At 70.8% G+C, this 13,524-nt stretch carries 13 protein-coding genes; 4 read left to right on the forward strand and 9 right to left on the reverse strand.

Annotated features, from left to right (window positions below):
- Positions 1–5 precede the first annotated feature (5 nt).
- Positions 6–572 (reverse strand): CGNR zinc finger domain-containing protein, encoded by a 567-nt coding sequence (locus tag AAG827_RS04650; protein WP_341924658.1) that lies wholly within the window; start codon positions 570–572, stop codon positions 6–8.
- A 64-nt stretch (positions 573–636) separates the two neighbouring features.
- On the opposite strand from AAG827_RS04650, the gene AAG827_RS04655 reads away from it, so the two are divergent.
- A complete protein-coding gene (locus AAG827_RS04655; protein WP_341924659.1) occupies positions 637–1,233 on the forward strand; it encodes a class I SAM-dependent methyltransferase in 597 nt (198 codons plus the stop codon).
- Positions 1,234–1,240: 7 nt separating this feature from the next.
- Here AAG827_RS04655 and AAG827_RS04660 read toward each other — a convergent pair whose 3' ends face one another.
- The 3 genes from AAG827_RS04660 to AAG827_RS04670 all read right to left on the reverse strand — a co-directional run bounded on the left by AAG827_RS04660 (position 1,241) and on the right by AAG827_RS04670 (position 4,614).
- Positions 1,241–1,954 (reverse strand): lytic transglycosylase domain-containing protein, encoded by a 714-nt coding sequence (locus tag AAG827_RS04660; RefSeq protein WP_341924660.1) that lies wholly within the window; start codon positions 1,952–1,954, stop codon positions 1,241–1,243.
- A gap of 249 nt (positions 1,955–2,203) precedes the next feature.
- Positions 2,204–3,481 (reverse strand): PhoH family protein, encoded by a 1,278-nt coding sequence (locus tag AAG827_RS04665; RefSeq protein WP_341924670.1) that lies wholly within the window; start codon positions 3,479–3,481, stop codon positions 2,204–2,206.
- A 359-nt stretch (positions 3,482–3,840) separates the two neighbouring features.
- Positions 3,841–4,614 (reverse strand): isoprenyl transferase, encoded by a 774-nt coding sequence (locus tag AAG827_RS04670; RefSeq protein WP_341924661.1) that lies wholly within the window; start codon positions 4,612–4,614, stop codon positions 3,841–3,843.
- A 93-nt stretch (positions 4,615–4,707) separates the two neighbouring features.
- Between AAG827_RS04670 and AAG827_RS04675 the strand changes: the two genes are divergently transcribed.
- Together AAG827_RS04675 and AAG827_RS04680 are read left to right on the forward strand one after the other, a co-directional pair.
- Positions 4,708–5,451: a hemolysin III family protein gene (locus AAG827_RS04675; protein ID WP_341924662.1), complete on the forward strand. Its 744-nt coding sequence runs from the start codon at positions 4,708–4,710 to the stop codon at positions 5,449–5,451.
- Positions 5,452–5,521: 70 nt separating this feature from the next.
- The gene (locus tag AAG827_RS04680) at positions 5,522–5,908 is read left to right on the forward strand and encodes a thioredoxin domain-containing protein (RefSeq protein WP_341924663.1); all 387 of its coding nucleotides are present in this window, start codon (positions 5,522–5,524) and stop codon (positions 5,906–5,908) included.
- 18 nt (positions 5,909–5,926) lie between these two features.
- On the opposite strand, the gene AAG827_RS04685 is transcribed toward AAG827_RS04680, so the two are convergent.
- The 3 genes from AAG827_RS04685 to AAG827_RS04695 are packed head-to-tail and all read right to left on the reverse strand — an operon-like array spanning position 5,927 to position 10,093.
- Complete coding sequence (locus AAG827_RS04685) at positions 5,927–7,447, reverse strand: aldehyde dehydrogenase family protein (RefSeq protein WP_341924664.1); 1,521 nt, start codon at positions 7,445–7,447, stop codon at positions 5,927–5,929.
- Positions 7,444–9,024: a GMC family oxidoreductase N-terminal domain-containing protein gene (locus tag AAG827_RS04690; protein ID WP_341924665.1), complete on the reverse strand. Its 1,581-nt coding sequence runs from the start codon at positions 9,022–9,024 to the stop codon at positions 7,444–7,446. Before AAG827_RS04690 ends, AAG827_RS04685 begins: the two co-directional genes overlap by 4 nt.
- 37 nt (positions 9,025–9,061) lie before the next feature.
- Positions 9,062–10,093, reverse strand: a complete 1,032-nt coding sequence (locus AAG827_RS04695) for a LacI family DNA-binding transcriptional regulator (protein WP_341924666.1) — start codon at positions 10,091–10,093, stop codon at positions 9,062–9,064.
- Between the two features lie 47 nt (positions 10,094–10,140).
- Here AAG827_RS04695 and AAG827_RS04700 point away from each other — a divergent pair, with 47 nt between their 5' ends.
- Positions 10,141–11,517 (forward strand): GH1 family beta-glucosidase, encoded by a 1,377-nt coding sequence (locus AAG827_RS04700; RefSeq protein WP_341924667.1) that lies wholly within the window; start codon positions 10,141–10,143, stop codon positions 11,515–11,517.
- A gap of 28 nt (positions 11,518–11,545) precedes the next feature.
- On the opposite strand, the gene AAG827_RS04705 is transcribed toward AAG827_RS04700, so the two are convergent.
- Both AAG827_RS04705 and AAG827_RS04710 read right to left on the reverse strand, forming a co-directional pair.
- On the reverse strand, positions 11,546–12,496 hold the full coding sequence (locus AAG827_RS04705; RefSeq protein WP_341924668.1) for a carbohydrate ABC transporter permease: 951 nt from the start codon (positions 12,494–12,496) through the stop codon (positions 11,546–11,548).
- On the reverse strand, positions 12,493–13,455 hold the full coding sequence (locus tag AAG827_RS04710; protein WP_309646746.1) for a sugar ABC transporter permease: 963 nt from the start codon (positions 13,453–13,455) through the stop codon (positions 12,493–12,495). Before AAG827_RS04710 ends, AAG827_RS04705 begins: the two co-directional genes overlap by 4 nt.
- Positions 13,456–13,524 lie beyond the last annotated feature (69 nt).

Below are 13,524 nucleotides of genomic sequence, written 5' to 3' on the forward strand. Positions count from 1 at the left end.
GCGGCTCACCGCCGCGCGCGGTGGGCTGCAGCCTTGACGCGGCTCTGGCAGGTGGTGGAGCAGAAACGGCGCCGACCGTTCTTGGAGGTGTCGACGTAGACCCGGTCGCAGCGCTCCGCTTCGCAGACGCCGAGCCGGCCGGCGAGGTCGCTGCCGAGGGCCAGCGCGAGACCGGTCGCGCACCCTGCCGCCCACCCCGTGGCCAGGGTGTCGTCGGTCCCGTGGAAGTGCACGTGCCACCCACCCCCGGGCAGGGGATCGAGCTGCGGCCGGGCCCCGGTCGCGAGCAGCAACGCGTTGACGACGGCGGCCGCTCGCTCCAGGTGGCCGCCGTGCGCGGCCTCGAAGGCGTCACGCAGGTCGGTGGCGTGTCGGGCGAGGGTCTCGGCCTCGCGGGGAAGCACGTCGGGCGTGCGCCGGCCGTCACCCCCCAGCGCCGCGGCCGTGGCACGGACGCGCTCGTCACCGGTCGGCGCCTCGAGGTCGTGACCACCTCGGGAGCCGGGCGTCAGCTCGTTGACCAGGCGCGCGGCCACCTCGACCAACGTGATCACATGACTGTCGAATGCCACTTGACCAGTCACTCCGTCCTTCGCTAGCGTCACTGACGAATCAAACTTTACCAGTCATGAATCCATGGAGGAGCCGATGAACGAGCGCGACTACTGGGACGGCGAGGCAGCCACCTTCGACCAGGAGCCCGACCACGGGCTGACCGACCCGGCCACCCGGGACGCCTGGCGCGCGCTGCTGCGCGAGCACCTGCCGCCCGCACCCTGCGACGTGGTCGACCTCGGCTGCGGGACCGGCACGCTGTCGGCGCTGCTGGCGCAGGACGGTCACCGGGTCCGCGGGCTCGACTTCGCTCCCGCGATGGTCGACGCCGCCCGCGCCAAGCACGCGGCGGCCGGGCTCGACGTGGAGGTCGTCGTCGCGGACGCCGGGGACCCGCCGTACGACGAGGACTCGGTCGACGTGGTCCTCGTGCGACACGTCCTGTGGGCGATGCCCGACCCGGCGCAGGCGTTGCGGCGCTGGATCGCGCTGCTGCGACCCGGTGGGCGGTTGCTGCTCGTCGAGGGCCGTTGGCACACCGGCGGCGGGATCGGCGCCGAGGACTGTGCGGCGCTCGTGAGCGCGCAGCGAGAGCACGTGGAGGTGCGGCTGCTGCCCGAGGAGGTCTATTGGGGCGGACCGATCACCGACGAGCGCTACGTGCTCGTCAGCCGTTGAGGACTGGTCAGTACCAGCCGTTGGACTCGCTGTGCGCCCAGGCGCCGCAGGGGCTGCCGTAGCGGTCCTGGATGTAGCCCAGGCCCCAGCGGATCTGCGTCACGGGGTTGGTCGCCCAGTCGGCGCCAGCCGAGGCCATCTTGGAGCCCGGCAGCGACTGCGGGATGCCGTAGGCCGAGGAGCTCGGGTTGTCGGCGTAGACGTTCCAGCCGGACTCGCGCGTCCACAGCGAGTCGAGGCAGCCGAACTGGTCGGAGGAGAAGCCGAACTCCGCGAGGAGCGCCCGCCCGATGTCGCGCGGGTCGTTGTCGGAGAGGTCCTCGGTGCGCGTCAGCGTAGGGCCCTCGGACTGGAGCAGCTCGGCCTCCTTGGCAGCGGCCGGCGCGAGCTCCTGGCGGCGCGAGGAGCGCGAGACCTCGGCGCTGCGTCGCGCGAGGCTCGCCTCGCTCAGCGAGCTCTGCGACGTGTCGTCGACCTCCGTCGCGTCGTCGGTGACCGACGAGAGGACGTGGGGGTCGACGGCCAGGTCGTCGGCGCTGGCCGAGACGGCCGGCGACTGGGTCAGCAGGCCCGTCGAGACGGTCGCACCGGTGGCCGCGACGGCCACCGACGACAGGATCAGCGTGGTGCGCAGCGCCTTGCGGGGTGCCTCGACCACGGCCGCGCCGGGTCGCTGGACAGGGGCGCGGTGCTTGGGGACGTGCTTGACGTGCTTCGACACAGAGGATGAGTCCAGAGGTAGACGACACGGGCAGGTGGTGCAGGAGTGCTTCGGTGACGCGGGCGATCGGCGCGCCCTCAGGTCACGGAAAGATCACGACCCACCTTGCATGAACACTCGGAGGCGTGCAAACCAAACCACGGGTTCGGTGGAAAACATGAGGAGACCCTGAGCACACTGCGCCCCACGAGTCACAGAGAACCCGTGGGGCACAGCGGCCACAGCTCGGAGCCCCTCACGGGGCAGGCGTCACACCGTGACGTTCTCCAGCATCTCCGTGACGAGCGCGGCGATCGGAGAACGCTCGGAGCGGGTCAGGGTCACGTGGGCGAAGAGCGGGTGGCCCTTGAGCTTCTCGATGACCGCGACCACGCCGTCGTGGCGCCCCACCCGCAGGTTGTCGCGCTGGGCGACGTCGTGGGTCAGGACGACCTTGGAGTTGGCGCCGATGCGCGAGAGCACGGTGAGCAGCACGTTGCGCTCCAGCGACTGGGCCTCGTCGACGATGACGAACGCGTCGTGGAGCGAGCGGCCACGGATGTGGGTCAGCGGGAGCACCTCGAGCATGCCGCGGTCGAGGATCTCGTCGATCACGTCCTTGGAGGTCATGGCCCCGAGGGTGTCGAAGACCGCCTGGCCCCAGGGCGACATCTTCTCCGACTCCGAGCCGGGCAGGTAGCCGAGCTCCTGGCCGCCGACCGCGAAGAGCGGACGGAAGACCACGACCTTCTTGTGCTGGCCCCGCTCGAGCACCGCCTCGAGCCCGGCGCACAGCGCCATGGCCGACTTGCCGGTGCCGGCACGCCCGCCGAGCGACACGATGCCGACCTCGGGGTCGAGCAGCATCTCCAGCGCGATGCGCTGCTCCGCGCTGCGGCCGTGGATGCCGAAGGCCTCCCGGTCGCCCCGCACGAGGTGCACCTGCTTGTCGGGACCGACACGACCGAGCGCGGTGCCCCGGTCGGACAGCAGCACGAGCCCCTGGTGGCAGGGCAGGCTGCGGGCGGCCTCGATGTCGAGGACCCCGTCGTCGTAGAGCTCGTCGAGCTCGGCGGCCTCGACCTCGAGCTCGGCCATCCCGGAGTAGCCGGTGTCGGAGTCGTTGATCGCCTCCCCGCGGTACTCCTGGGCATCGAGGCCCACCGCCGAGGCCTTGATGCGCATCGGCAGGTCCTTGGAGACCAGGGTGACGTCGTGGCCCTCGTCGGCGAGGTTGCGAGCCACGGCCAGGATGCGGGTGTCGTTGTCACCGAGGCGGAAGCCGGAGGGCAGGGCGTTGGGATCGGTGTGGTTGAGCTCGACGCGCAGCGTCCCGCCCAGCTCGCCGACGGGCACCGGCTCGTCGAGGCGGCCGTGCACCACCCGCATCTCGTCGAGCGCGCGCAGCGCCGCTCGCGCGAAGTAGCCGAGCTCGGGGTGGTGCCGCTTGGCCTCCAGCTCGGTGATCACGACGACCGGGAGCACGACCTCGTGCTCCTCGAACCGACGCAGTGCCGCCGGGTCGGCCAGCAGGACGCTGGTGTCCAGGACGTAGGTGCGGTTGAGCGGAGCAACGACCTTGACCTTGCGGGCCTTCTGCTCGGACTTCTTGGGCGTTGATGCCACGGGACACCCCTCAGGGGACCGCACGCGCACCCGACGCCCGGCCCTAGTCGACGCAGATGGACCGGAGGGTCCGAACGCCGGAGTGCCGGCATCCGTCCAGCCGGGACGACGTGCAGGTCTGCACCTGCAGTCTCGTCCCAGCGAGCTGGTCGTGAGCGATCACGAACGGGCCTCCGATGTGGCGAGCTTCCCCACTCGCCATTGAGCCGAAAGTACGCCTGGGACCAGGCCGTCCAGCAACGACACGCCCGAACACGGGGTGAAGGCTGGGTTACGTCGTGTTACGTCCCGTGACGTCGCTCGCGCAGGGCGTAGGCCCGGATGGCGCGCAGGAAGTCGACACGGCGGAAGTCGGGCCAGTAGGCCTCGCAGAAGTAGAACTCCGACTTGGCGCTCTGCCACAGCAGGAAGCCGCCGAGCCGCTGCTCGCCCGACGTGCGGATCACGAGGTCGGGGTCGGGCTGCCCCTTGGTGTAGAGGTGGTCGGAGATGTGCTCGACGTCCAGGACGGCGGCCAGCTCCTCCAGGGTCGTGCCCTTGGCGGCGTGCTCGTGGAGCAGGGAGCGCACGGCGTCGGCGATCTCGCGCCGCCCGCCGTAGCCGACCGCGATGTTGACGAGCATCCCGTCGACGTCGCGGGTGGCCTCGGCCGCCGCCTTGAGCCGCGCGGAGGTGGCCGCGGGGAGGAGGTCGAGCGCCCCCACCGGGTGCAACCGCCACTTGCGCTGGTCGGCCAGGGAGTCGACGGCCTCCTCGATGATCTGCAGCAGCGGGATCAACTCGGCCTCGGGGCGGTTGAGGTTGTCGGTCGAGAGCAGCCAGAGCGTGACGACCTCGATGCCGACCTCGTCGCACCAGCCCAGGAGCGGCTCGATGTTGGCGGCCCCGGCGCGGTGCCCGTGGGCGGTGTCGCGACCCACCTCCTTGGCCCAGCGCCGGTTGCCGTCGAGCATCACCCCGACGTGCTGGGGCAGGTTGGCCGGCATCCGGCGCAGCAGGCGCGACTCGTAGGCCGGGTAGAGCACCCGCCGCAGTCCTCGCTTCCAGTCGGCCACCGGCCCAGCGTAAGGGCTCGGAGGCCGCTGTGTGGTGCGTGACATCCGTCCGGCAACTGTCACTCCCGACCGGACCACCGCTATCGTCGACCCATGAGCCGACCCCTGAACCAGGCCAACGAAGCCGTGCGTGCCGGGCTCGACCACCTCGGGGACGTCGTCAGCGAGACCATCGCCGAGGTCAAGCCCAAGCTGCGTGGCTGGCTGCACCTCGCGCTGACCCCGCTGGCGCTCGCCGGCGGCATCGTGCTCGTCGTCCTCTCCCCCGACGCCACCACGCGCTGGGGGTCGGCGGTCTTCGCCCTGAGCGCCCTGCTGCTCTTCGGCGTGTCGGCGATCTACCACACGGGCTCGTGGTCGCCCCGGACCTGGCAGACCCTGCGGCGCTTCGACCACGCCAACATCTTCGTGCTCATCGCCGGTTCCTACACGCCGCTCACGCTGATCCTCCTCGAGGGCACGCAGCGCACCGTCCTGCTCACCACCGTGTGGGCCTGCGCCATCCTCGGCGTGCTCTTCCGGGTCTTCTGGACCGACGCCCCACGCTGGCTCTACACCCCGATCTACATCGGCATGGGCTGGGCCGCGGTCTTCTTCATCCCCGGTTTCATCGACGGCGCCTCGAGTCGCCTCGGCACCGGAGCGGGCACGGCGGTCCTGGTGCTGGTGGCCGTGGGTGGTGTCTTCTACACGTTGGGCGGCATCGTCTACGGCTTCAAGAAGCCCAACCCGTGGCCGCAGTGGTTCGGCTTCCACGAGGTGTTCCACACCTTCACGATCCTGGCGTTCGTGAGCCACTACGTCGGCGTCTCGCTGGCGACCTACACCCTGCGCTGAGCCCCCGCCCCGGCCCGCGCCGGCCTGACGCAGACGTGACGGACCTGGGGTGCCGTCGTACGGTGGAGACATGGCCACCATCGAGCTGACCAACGACAACTTCGCGACGCACGTCGAGAGCGACGACATCCTGCTCGTCGACTTCTGGGCGAGCTGGTGCGGTCCGTGCCAGCAGTTCGCCCCGACCTACGAGGCGGCCTCCGAGGTGCACACCGACGTGACGTTCGGGTCGATCAACACCGAGGAGCAGCAGGAGCTCTCCGCCGCGGCCGGGATCCAGTCGATCCCCACGCTGATGGCCTTCCGGGAGGGGATCCTGGTCTTCGCCCAGCCCGGCGCGCTCCCCGCCGCCGGCCTCGAGCAGGTCATCGCCGGCGTCAAGGGCCTCGACATGACCGACGTGCGCCGCCAGATCGCCGAGGCCGAGGCCGAGGCCGAAGGCGGCGCCACGGGCTGAGCGCCACCCTCCGGCTCGTCAGTCCTTCGGGATCGTCGTGCCGCGACCGTGCAGCATCGTCATGATCGTGGCGAGCTGCTGGTCGGCCTTCTCCGTGCGCGCGAACGACGTGAGCGCCATGGCCGGCTTGAAGCGCTGACGCGCGATCGCCTTGGCGTAGGTGAACTCCCGCAGCCCGTCGGGGCCGTGGATGCGACCGAATCCGGAGTCGCCGACGCCGCCGAAGGGCAGCGAGGGGATCGCGGCAAAGCTGATGATGCCGTTGATCGCGGTCATGCCCGACCGGATCCGATCGGCGATCTCCATGCCGCGCGCCTTGGAGAACACCGTCGAGCCCAGGCCGAAGGTGGTCGCGTTGGTGTGGGCGATCGCCTCCTCCATGTCGCGCACCCGTGCCACGGTCACCGTGGGCCCGAAGGTCTCCTCCTGCACGGCGCGCGAGTCCTCCGGCACGTCGACGAGGATCGTCGGCTGCACGAAGCGCTCCCCCACCGCGTCGATGCCACCGACCACCGCGCGACCGCCGCGGTCGAGGGCGTCCTGGATGTGGCCGCGGATGACGTCGAGCTGCTTGGGCATCGTGATCGGGCCCATCGGGGAGCCGGGGCCGGCGTCGGCGTGCAGGCCACGGGCCTTCTCGGTCAGCACGGCCATGAACTGGTCGTAGACCTTGTCGTGGACGTAGACCCGCTCGACCCCGGCGCAGGTCTGGCCGGCGTTGGAGCAGGCACCCCACAGCGTGGCGTCCGCCGCGGCCTCGATGTCGGCGTCCGCGTCGACGATCACGGCGTCCTTGCCACCCGCCTCGATGATCACGGGGACGAGATTCTCCGCGCAGGCCGCCATGACCCGCTTGCCGGTCGCGGTGGAGCCGGTGAAGGCGACCTTGTCGACGCCGGCGCGGCACAGCGCGGCGCCGGTGTCGCCGAAGCCGGTCACGACCTGGAGGACCGGCCGACCGACCGTCTCCTGGAACGTGCGGGCCAGCCACTCACCGACGCCGGGGGTGAACTCGCTGGGCTTGAAGACGACCGCGTTGCCGGCGGCCAGCGCATAGCCGATCGAGCCCATCGGCGTGAAGACCGGGTAGTTCCACGGGCCGATGACCCCGATGACGCCGAGCGGGCGGTACTCCACGGTCGCGGCCTGGTTGGCCATCAGGAGGCCGGACGGCACCCGTCGCCGCTTGAGCACCTTCTCGGCGTGCCCGCCGGCCCACGCGAGGTGGTCGATCGCCAGCGCGGCCTCGAGCATCGCGTCGCCGTGGGGCTTGCCGGTCTCCTGGTGCATCAGGTCGGCCAGCTGCGCGAGGCGTCGGGTGATGACTCCCTTCCAGGTGCTCAGGTGCGTCGCCCGCGCGTCGTACGACAGGCCCGCCCACCAGGCAGCGGCGTCGCGGGCGCGCGCGACGGCGGCCTCGACGTCCTCGGCGGTGTGGATCGGGTGGGTGCCGACGACGTCGCCGGTGATCGGGCTGAGCGACTCGAAGGTCGCCGTGGCGGGCGCGACGGAGGCGGGACGGTCCTGGATCTCGGTCATCGGCTCTTCCTGATCTCGTCGGCGGCCTTCTCGGCCACCATCACGGTGGGGGCATTGGTGTTGCCGCGCGGCACGGCCGGCATGACGGAGGCATCGACGACGCGCAGGCCCTCGACGCCGCGGACCTTGAGCTGCGCGTCGACGACGGCGTCCTCGCCGGTGCCCATCGCGCAGGTCGCGACCGGGTGGTAGAGCGTCTGCGTCCAGGTGCGGATGTGCTCGAGCAGGTCCTCGTCGGTGGGGTGGTGGGGCAGGTTCCACGGGCGGTCGATGTAGTTGCTCAGGGCGCCCTGCGTCACGATCTCGAAGGTGCGGCGGGCTCCCGCGAGGAGGGCGTCGAGGTCGGTCTGGTCCTCGAGGTAGGCCGCGTCGATGGCGGGGTGCCACGACGGGTCGGCCGACCGCAGCCGGATCGAGCCGCGGCTCTGCACGGAGACCAGGGTCGGCGCCGCGGTGAACATCCGGCTCGTCGGCTCGCGCAACCCGTTGTCGTAGAAGCCGGACGGTGCGGCGTGGATCTGGATGTCGGGCGCGGTCAGGCCGTCGCGGCTGGCGAAGAACGCGCCGGCCTCCCCCACGTTGGAGGACAGCGGGCCGGTGCCGCGCGCCTTCCAGCGGATGAAGTTGGTGAGGTTGTTGAGCTGGCCCAGGTCGGTGGTGCCGCGGGTGTACCAGAGCAGCGGGGTCACCGGGTGGTCCTGCAGGTTGGCGCCCACCCCGCTCAGCTCGACCACGGTGTCGATGCCGACCTCGGCCAAGTGGGCCTTCGGACCGATGCCCGAGAGCATCAGGAGCTGGGGGCTGTTGATCGCGCCGCCGCACAGCAGCACCTCGCGGGCGGCGAGCACGGTGTGCTCGGAGCCGCCTTGGCGGAAGGTCACGCCCGTGACCCGCTCCCCGGAGATCTCCAGGCGCGACGCGAGCGCGCCCGTCGTGACGGTCAGGTTGGGGCGCGTGCGCGCGGGGCGCAGGTAGCCCTCGTTGGTCGACCAGCGCCGACCCTTCTTGCAGGTGACCTGGTAGAGACCGGCGCCCTCCTGCTCGGCCCCGTTGAAGTCGTCGGTGGGCTTGTGGCCGGCGCTGACCGCGCTCTGCACGAAGAGGTGGCTGAGCTCGTGGTCGTAGGCGCGGTCCTCCACGTGCAGCGGGCCGTCCTGGCCGTGCAGCGGGCCCCCGAGGCGGGTGTTGCCCTCGCTCTTCACGAAGTAGGGCAGCACGTCGTCGAAGCCCCAGCCCTCGGCGCCGTACTGGTCGCGCCAGGAGTCGTAGTCGGCACGGTTGCCCCGGATGTAGATCATCGCGTTCATCGACGAGCAGCCGCCGAGGGCCTTCATGCGTGGCCAGTAGGCGCGGCGGCCGTGGAGCTGCTTCTGCTCGGTGGTGGAGTAGTTCCAGTCCCACTTGGTCTTGAACATCGTGGGGAACGCGGCGGGGATCATCACCTCGTCGGCGTCGGCCTCACCCCCGGCCTCCAGGAGCAGGACCGTGGTCCCGGGGTCCTCCGTGAGGCGGGCGGCGAGCACGGCGCCCGCGCTGCCTGCTCCGACGATGACGTAGTCGTACGTGTCCTGCGGCATGTGTGACGCCCTTCACCTCGAGGTCCTGGGGCAGAACCTACCCGCGCGTAGGTTGCGCCGACAGACCGATCTCAGCGGTCGTCCCGCGCACCACCAGCTCGGTGGGGAGCACGACGTGCTCGGGCTCCTCCACCGTGGCCACGCCCAGGCAGCGCAGGATGTGGCGCCCGGCCACCGCGCCCTCCTCGCTGACCGGCTGGCGGACCGTGGTGAGGTCGAAGTACGGCGCCATCTCGTGGTCGTCGATCCCGATCACCGACCAGTCCTCGGGCACCCGCACCCCGCGCTCGCGGCTGGCCCGCAGCACCCCGATCGCCATCTCGTCGGAGGCGCAGAAGACCGCGGTCGGACGCTGCGGCAGGTCGAGCAGCGCGTTGCCCGCCTCGCGCCCCCCGACCAGCGTGAAGTGGCCCTCGGTCTCCAGGGCCGGGTCGTGCTCGATGCCGTGCTCGGCCAGGATCTCCTGATAGGCGAGCCGCCGCGCCCGCGGCGTGGCGAAGTCGAGGCCCTCGTCGACCAGGCTGCCGACGTAGGCGATCCGACGGTGGCCCAGGTCGATCAGGTGCTGCACGGCGGTGCGGGACACCTCCGTGTCGTCGACCCGCACGCTGGGCCACTGGGGCACCTCGGCGCCGAGGATCACGACCGGGCAGGCCTGCTGGGTCAACCACGCGATCTCGGCCGGGGTGGGACTCAGGCCGAGGACGAGGATGGCGTCGACCCGCTTGGTCAGGACGTGGGTCTGGAGCACGCGGTGGCGGGTGCCGGCGTCACCGGCGAGGTTGTAGAGCAGGACGTCGAAACCTTGGGCCCGCAGCACCTGCTCGGCACCGTCCACCACCATCGCGAAGAACCAGCGGGTCACGAACGGGACGACGATCGCGATCGTGCCGGTGCGCCCGCTGGCCAGGCTGGCGGCGTGCGGGGACGGGACGTAGCCCAACCGCTGCGCGGTCTCGATCACCCGGTCACGGGTCGCCTGCGAGACCCGGGGCAGGCCGCGCAGCGCACGGGAGACCGTGGCCGTGCTCATGCCGACCTCGCGGGCGACGTCGTCGATGCTGGTCATCGGTGCGGTCCTCCTCCCTCTCCGCCGGAGGAGATTACGGTGGCTCCATGAGCCACACCGCGCCCTCGCGCCTGCCGGACGGGTCCACCCTCGAGCTCGGGACGGCCACGGCGTCCTACCAGATCGAGGGCGCGACGACCGAGGACGGCCGCGGTCCCTCGATCTGGGACACCTTCACCCAGCGACCGGGTGCGGTGCGCGACGGCAGCGACGGCGCCGTGGCCTGCGACTCCTACCACCGCTCCGAGGAGGACGCCGACCTGGTGGCCGGCCTCGGCGTCGACTGGTATCGCTTCTCGGTCGCCTGGCCGCGCGTCGTGCCGGGCGGCACCGGGCGTGTGGAGACCCGCGGGCTGGACTACTACGACCGCCTGGTCGACAGCCTGCTCGCGCGCGGCGTGAAGCCCACCGCGACGCTCTACCACTGGGACCTGCCCCAGCCCCTCGAGGACGCTGGCGGCTGGCTGGTGCGCGAGACGGCCGAGGCCTTCGCGGACTACGCGATGGTCGTGCACGAGCGCCTGTCCGACCGGGTCGGCCTGTGGGCGACGCACAACGAGCCGTGGTGCGCGGCCTACCTCGGCTACGCCGCCGGCGTGCACGCACCGGGCCGGCGTGAGGGCGGCGACGCGCACCGAGCCGCCCACCACCTGATGCTGGGTCACGCGATGGCTGCCGAGCGGATGCGGGCCGCGAGCCCGTGCGACGTGGGGATCGTGCTCAACCTGGCCCCCATCTGGCCCGAGCGGCCGGAGGCGGCCGAGGTCGCCGACGGGGTCGACGCCGTGCGCAACCGGGTGTGGCTGGACCCGCTGGTCGACGGGGCCTACGACGAGGGCTTGTTGCGGGTGGCCCCCGTGCTGGCCGATCCCGCCCTGGTGCGCGAGGACGACCTCGCCCTCATCCAGGGATCGGCCGACTGGGTCGGCATCAACTACTACACCCCCGTGCGGCCCGACCTGCCCGGGACCGAGGCCGCTGCCCACGACCACCCGGAGGGGCAGGCCTACCCCGGCGTGCCGGCGTTCGACCTCGTCGTGCGCGAGCCCGTGACCGACATCGGCTGGGAGGTCGAGGCGGCCGGGCTCGAGGAGCTGCTGGTCGAGACCGCGCGGCGCACGTCGCTGCCGGTGCTGGTGATGGAGAACGGCGCTGCCTATGCCGACACGGCTGTCGTCGACGGACGGGTCCAGGACGACGACCGCGTGGCCTACCTGCGCGACCACCTCGCCGCCACCGATCGTGCCCGTGCCGCCGGGGCGGACGTGCGGGCCTACGTCGTGTGGACGCTGCTCGACAACTTCGAGTGGGCGGAGGGCTACACCAAGACCTTCGGCCTCGTGCACATCGACCCGGAGGACCAGACGCGCACCCCCAAGGCGTCCTACGCATGGCTCGCCTCGGAGGCCCGCGCCCGAGCGTGACGCTCCGGCGGGGGTCATCTCGCCGGCCCTAGCCCTTGACGCTGCCGGCGAGGAGCCCGCGCACGAAGTAGCGCTGGAGCGACAGGAAGACGATCAACGGGACCGCCAGCGACACGAACGCGCCGGCCGAGAGCAGGTGCCAGTCCTGGCCACGCTGCCCGGAGAGCTCGGCCAACCGCACCGTGAGCGGTGAGATGTCGAGGCTGCCGCCGCCGAAGACCAGCGCGACGAGCAGGTCGTTCCACACCCAGAGGAACTGGAAGATCCCGAACGCGGCGATCGCCGGCATCATCAACGGCAGCATGATCCGACGGAAGATCTGCACGTGGCCGGCACCGTCGACGCGCGCCGACTCGATCAGCTCGGCCGGGATCTCACGCATGAAGTTGTGCAGCAGGAAGATCGCCAGCGGCAGCGCGAAGATCGAGTGCGAGAGCCAGATCGTGTAGAGACCACCGCCGGGGGCGTCCGCGCCGGCGAGCGGCATCAGGTTGAACGGCGGCTGCACGTAGGCCGACAGCAGCGGGATCATCGTGACCTGGATCGGGACGATCTGGAGCGCGAAGACCGCCACGAAGAGGAAGTTGCGGCCCGGGAAGCGCATCCATGCGAACGCGTAGGCGGCCAGCGTCGCCAGGCTGATGGGGATCAGGACCGACGGGATCGTGATGACGATCGAGTTGATCAGGTAGGTCGCGAGGTCGGTGTCGGAGCCGGAGATCACCGCGCGGTAGTTGTCGAGCGTGACGTCGGGGCTGGCGAAGAACTCCCACCACCCGGACGTCTTGACGTCGCTCTCGGGACGGAACGAGGAGACGAACAGGCCGAAGGTCGGCACGGTCCACAGCAGGGCGATGACGATCGCGGTGACCGAGGCCCAGCGGCTCGTGAGGCCGGTGTGCGCCGCCTCCGACGCCGTACGACGGGGAGAGTCGGGCGTGGGCTCGATCTCGGGCGTGATCGGAGCGATGGCGGTCATCGGGCCTCAATCCTTCGCATCTGACGGATGTTGTAGATGACGATCGGGGTCACCAGGACGAAGATCAGGACCGCGAGCGCGGCACCGAGACCCTGGTTGAACGAGCGGAAGCTCTGCACGTAGAACTCGTAGGCGAGCACGCTGGTCCCGAAGTTGCCGCCGGTGCTGGTGCGGACGATGTCGAAGACCTTGAGCGTCGAGATGCTGATGGTGGTGAGCACGACGATGAGCGACGGTCGGATGCTCGGCACGGTGATGTAGCGGAACATCTTCATCGCCGAGGCGCCGTCGAGGCGGGCTGCCTCCATGACGTCCTCGGGGATCGCCTTGATCGAGGCCGACAGGATCGTCATCGCGAAGCCGGCCTGGACCCAGATCATGATGACGATCAGGAAGAGGGTGTTCCACGGCTCGGTGAGCAGGAAGCGGTAGGTGTCGAAGCCCAGACTCTTGAGGATCTGGTTGACGACGCCGATCTGGTTCTCGTCGGTGCCGCGGTAGTCGTAGACGAACTTCCAGATGATCGAGGCCCCGACGAGCGAGATGGCCATCGGCAGGAAGATCAGGGCCTTGGCGAACTTCTCGAACTTGGCGCGGTCGATGAGGACGGCGTAGACCAGGCCGACCGCCGTGGCGGCCAGCGGGGTGAGGACCACCCAGATCGCGGTGTTGCGCAGGACCTGGAGCTGGTCGCCGTCGGTGACGATGGTCTGGTAGTTGTCGAGGCCGACGAAGGTCGTGCCGGCCGCGTCGTAGAACGACTGGTAGATCGTCTTGATCGCGGGATAGAGCAGCCCGGCCGCGATCAGCAGCAGGGACGGAGCGAGGAACGCCGCGGTCTGGACCCGCTCCCCGGCGCGCGAGCGCAGCCGGGAGGTCAGCACGAGGATCACGCCCATGACGCCGAAGAACAGCGCCACCGCGATGCCCATCTGCAGGAGCTTGTCAGTGGTGGTCACGTCTCACCCGTCCTTAGTCGTGAGGTCTGGCGGTTGCATCGAGCGGCGGTGCGAGCCGGGGCGGGGGGG

It is taken from the genome of Nocardioides psychrotolerans (genome assembly GCF_943371775.1).
GTDB lineage: Bacteria > Actinomycetota > Actinomycetes > Propionibacteriales > Nocardioidaceae > Nocardioides > Nocardioides psychrotolerans_A.

What these genes read in the sequence shown, in the direction of transcription:
- AAG827_RS04655 (WP_341924659.1), top strand. Translation starts at nt 637, where the DNA reads ATGGAGGAGCCGATGAACGAGCGCGACTACTGGGACGGCGAGGCAGCC.
- AAG827_RS04675 (WP_341924662.1), top strand. Translation starts at nt 4,708, where the DNA reads ATGAGCCGACCCCTGAACCAGGCCAACGAAGCCGTGCGTGCCGGGCTC.
- AAG827_RS04680 (WP_341924663.1), top strand. Translation starts at nt 5,522, where the DNA reads ATGGCCACCATCGAGCTGACCAACGACAACTTCGCGACGCACGTCGAG.
- AAG827_RS04685 (WP_341924664.1), bottom strand. Translation starts at nt 7,447, where the DNA reads ATGACCGAGATCCAGGACCGTCCCGCCTCCGTCGCGCCCGCCACGGCG.
- AAG827_RS04690 (WP_341924665.1), bottom strand. Translation starts at nt 9,024, where the DNA reads ATGCCGCAGGACACGTACGACTACGTCATCGTCGGAGCAGGCAGCGCG.
- AAG827_RS04695 (WP_341924666.1), bottom strand. Translation starts at nt 10,093, where the DNA reads ATGACCAGCATCGACGACGTCGCCCGCGAGGTCGGCATGAGCACGGCC.
- AAG827_RS04700 (WP_341924667.1), top strand. Translation starts at nt 10,141, where the DNA reads ATGAGCCACACCGCGCCCTCGCGCCTGCCGGACGGGTCCACCCTCGAG.
- AAG827_RS04705 (WP_341924668.1), bottom strand. Translation starts at nt 12,496, where the DNA reads ATGACCGCCATCGCTCCGATCACGCCCGAGATCGAGCCCACGCCCGAC.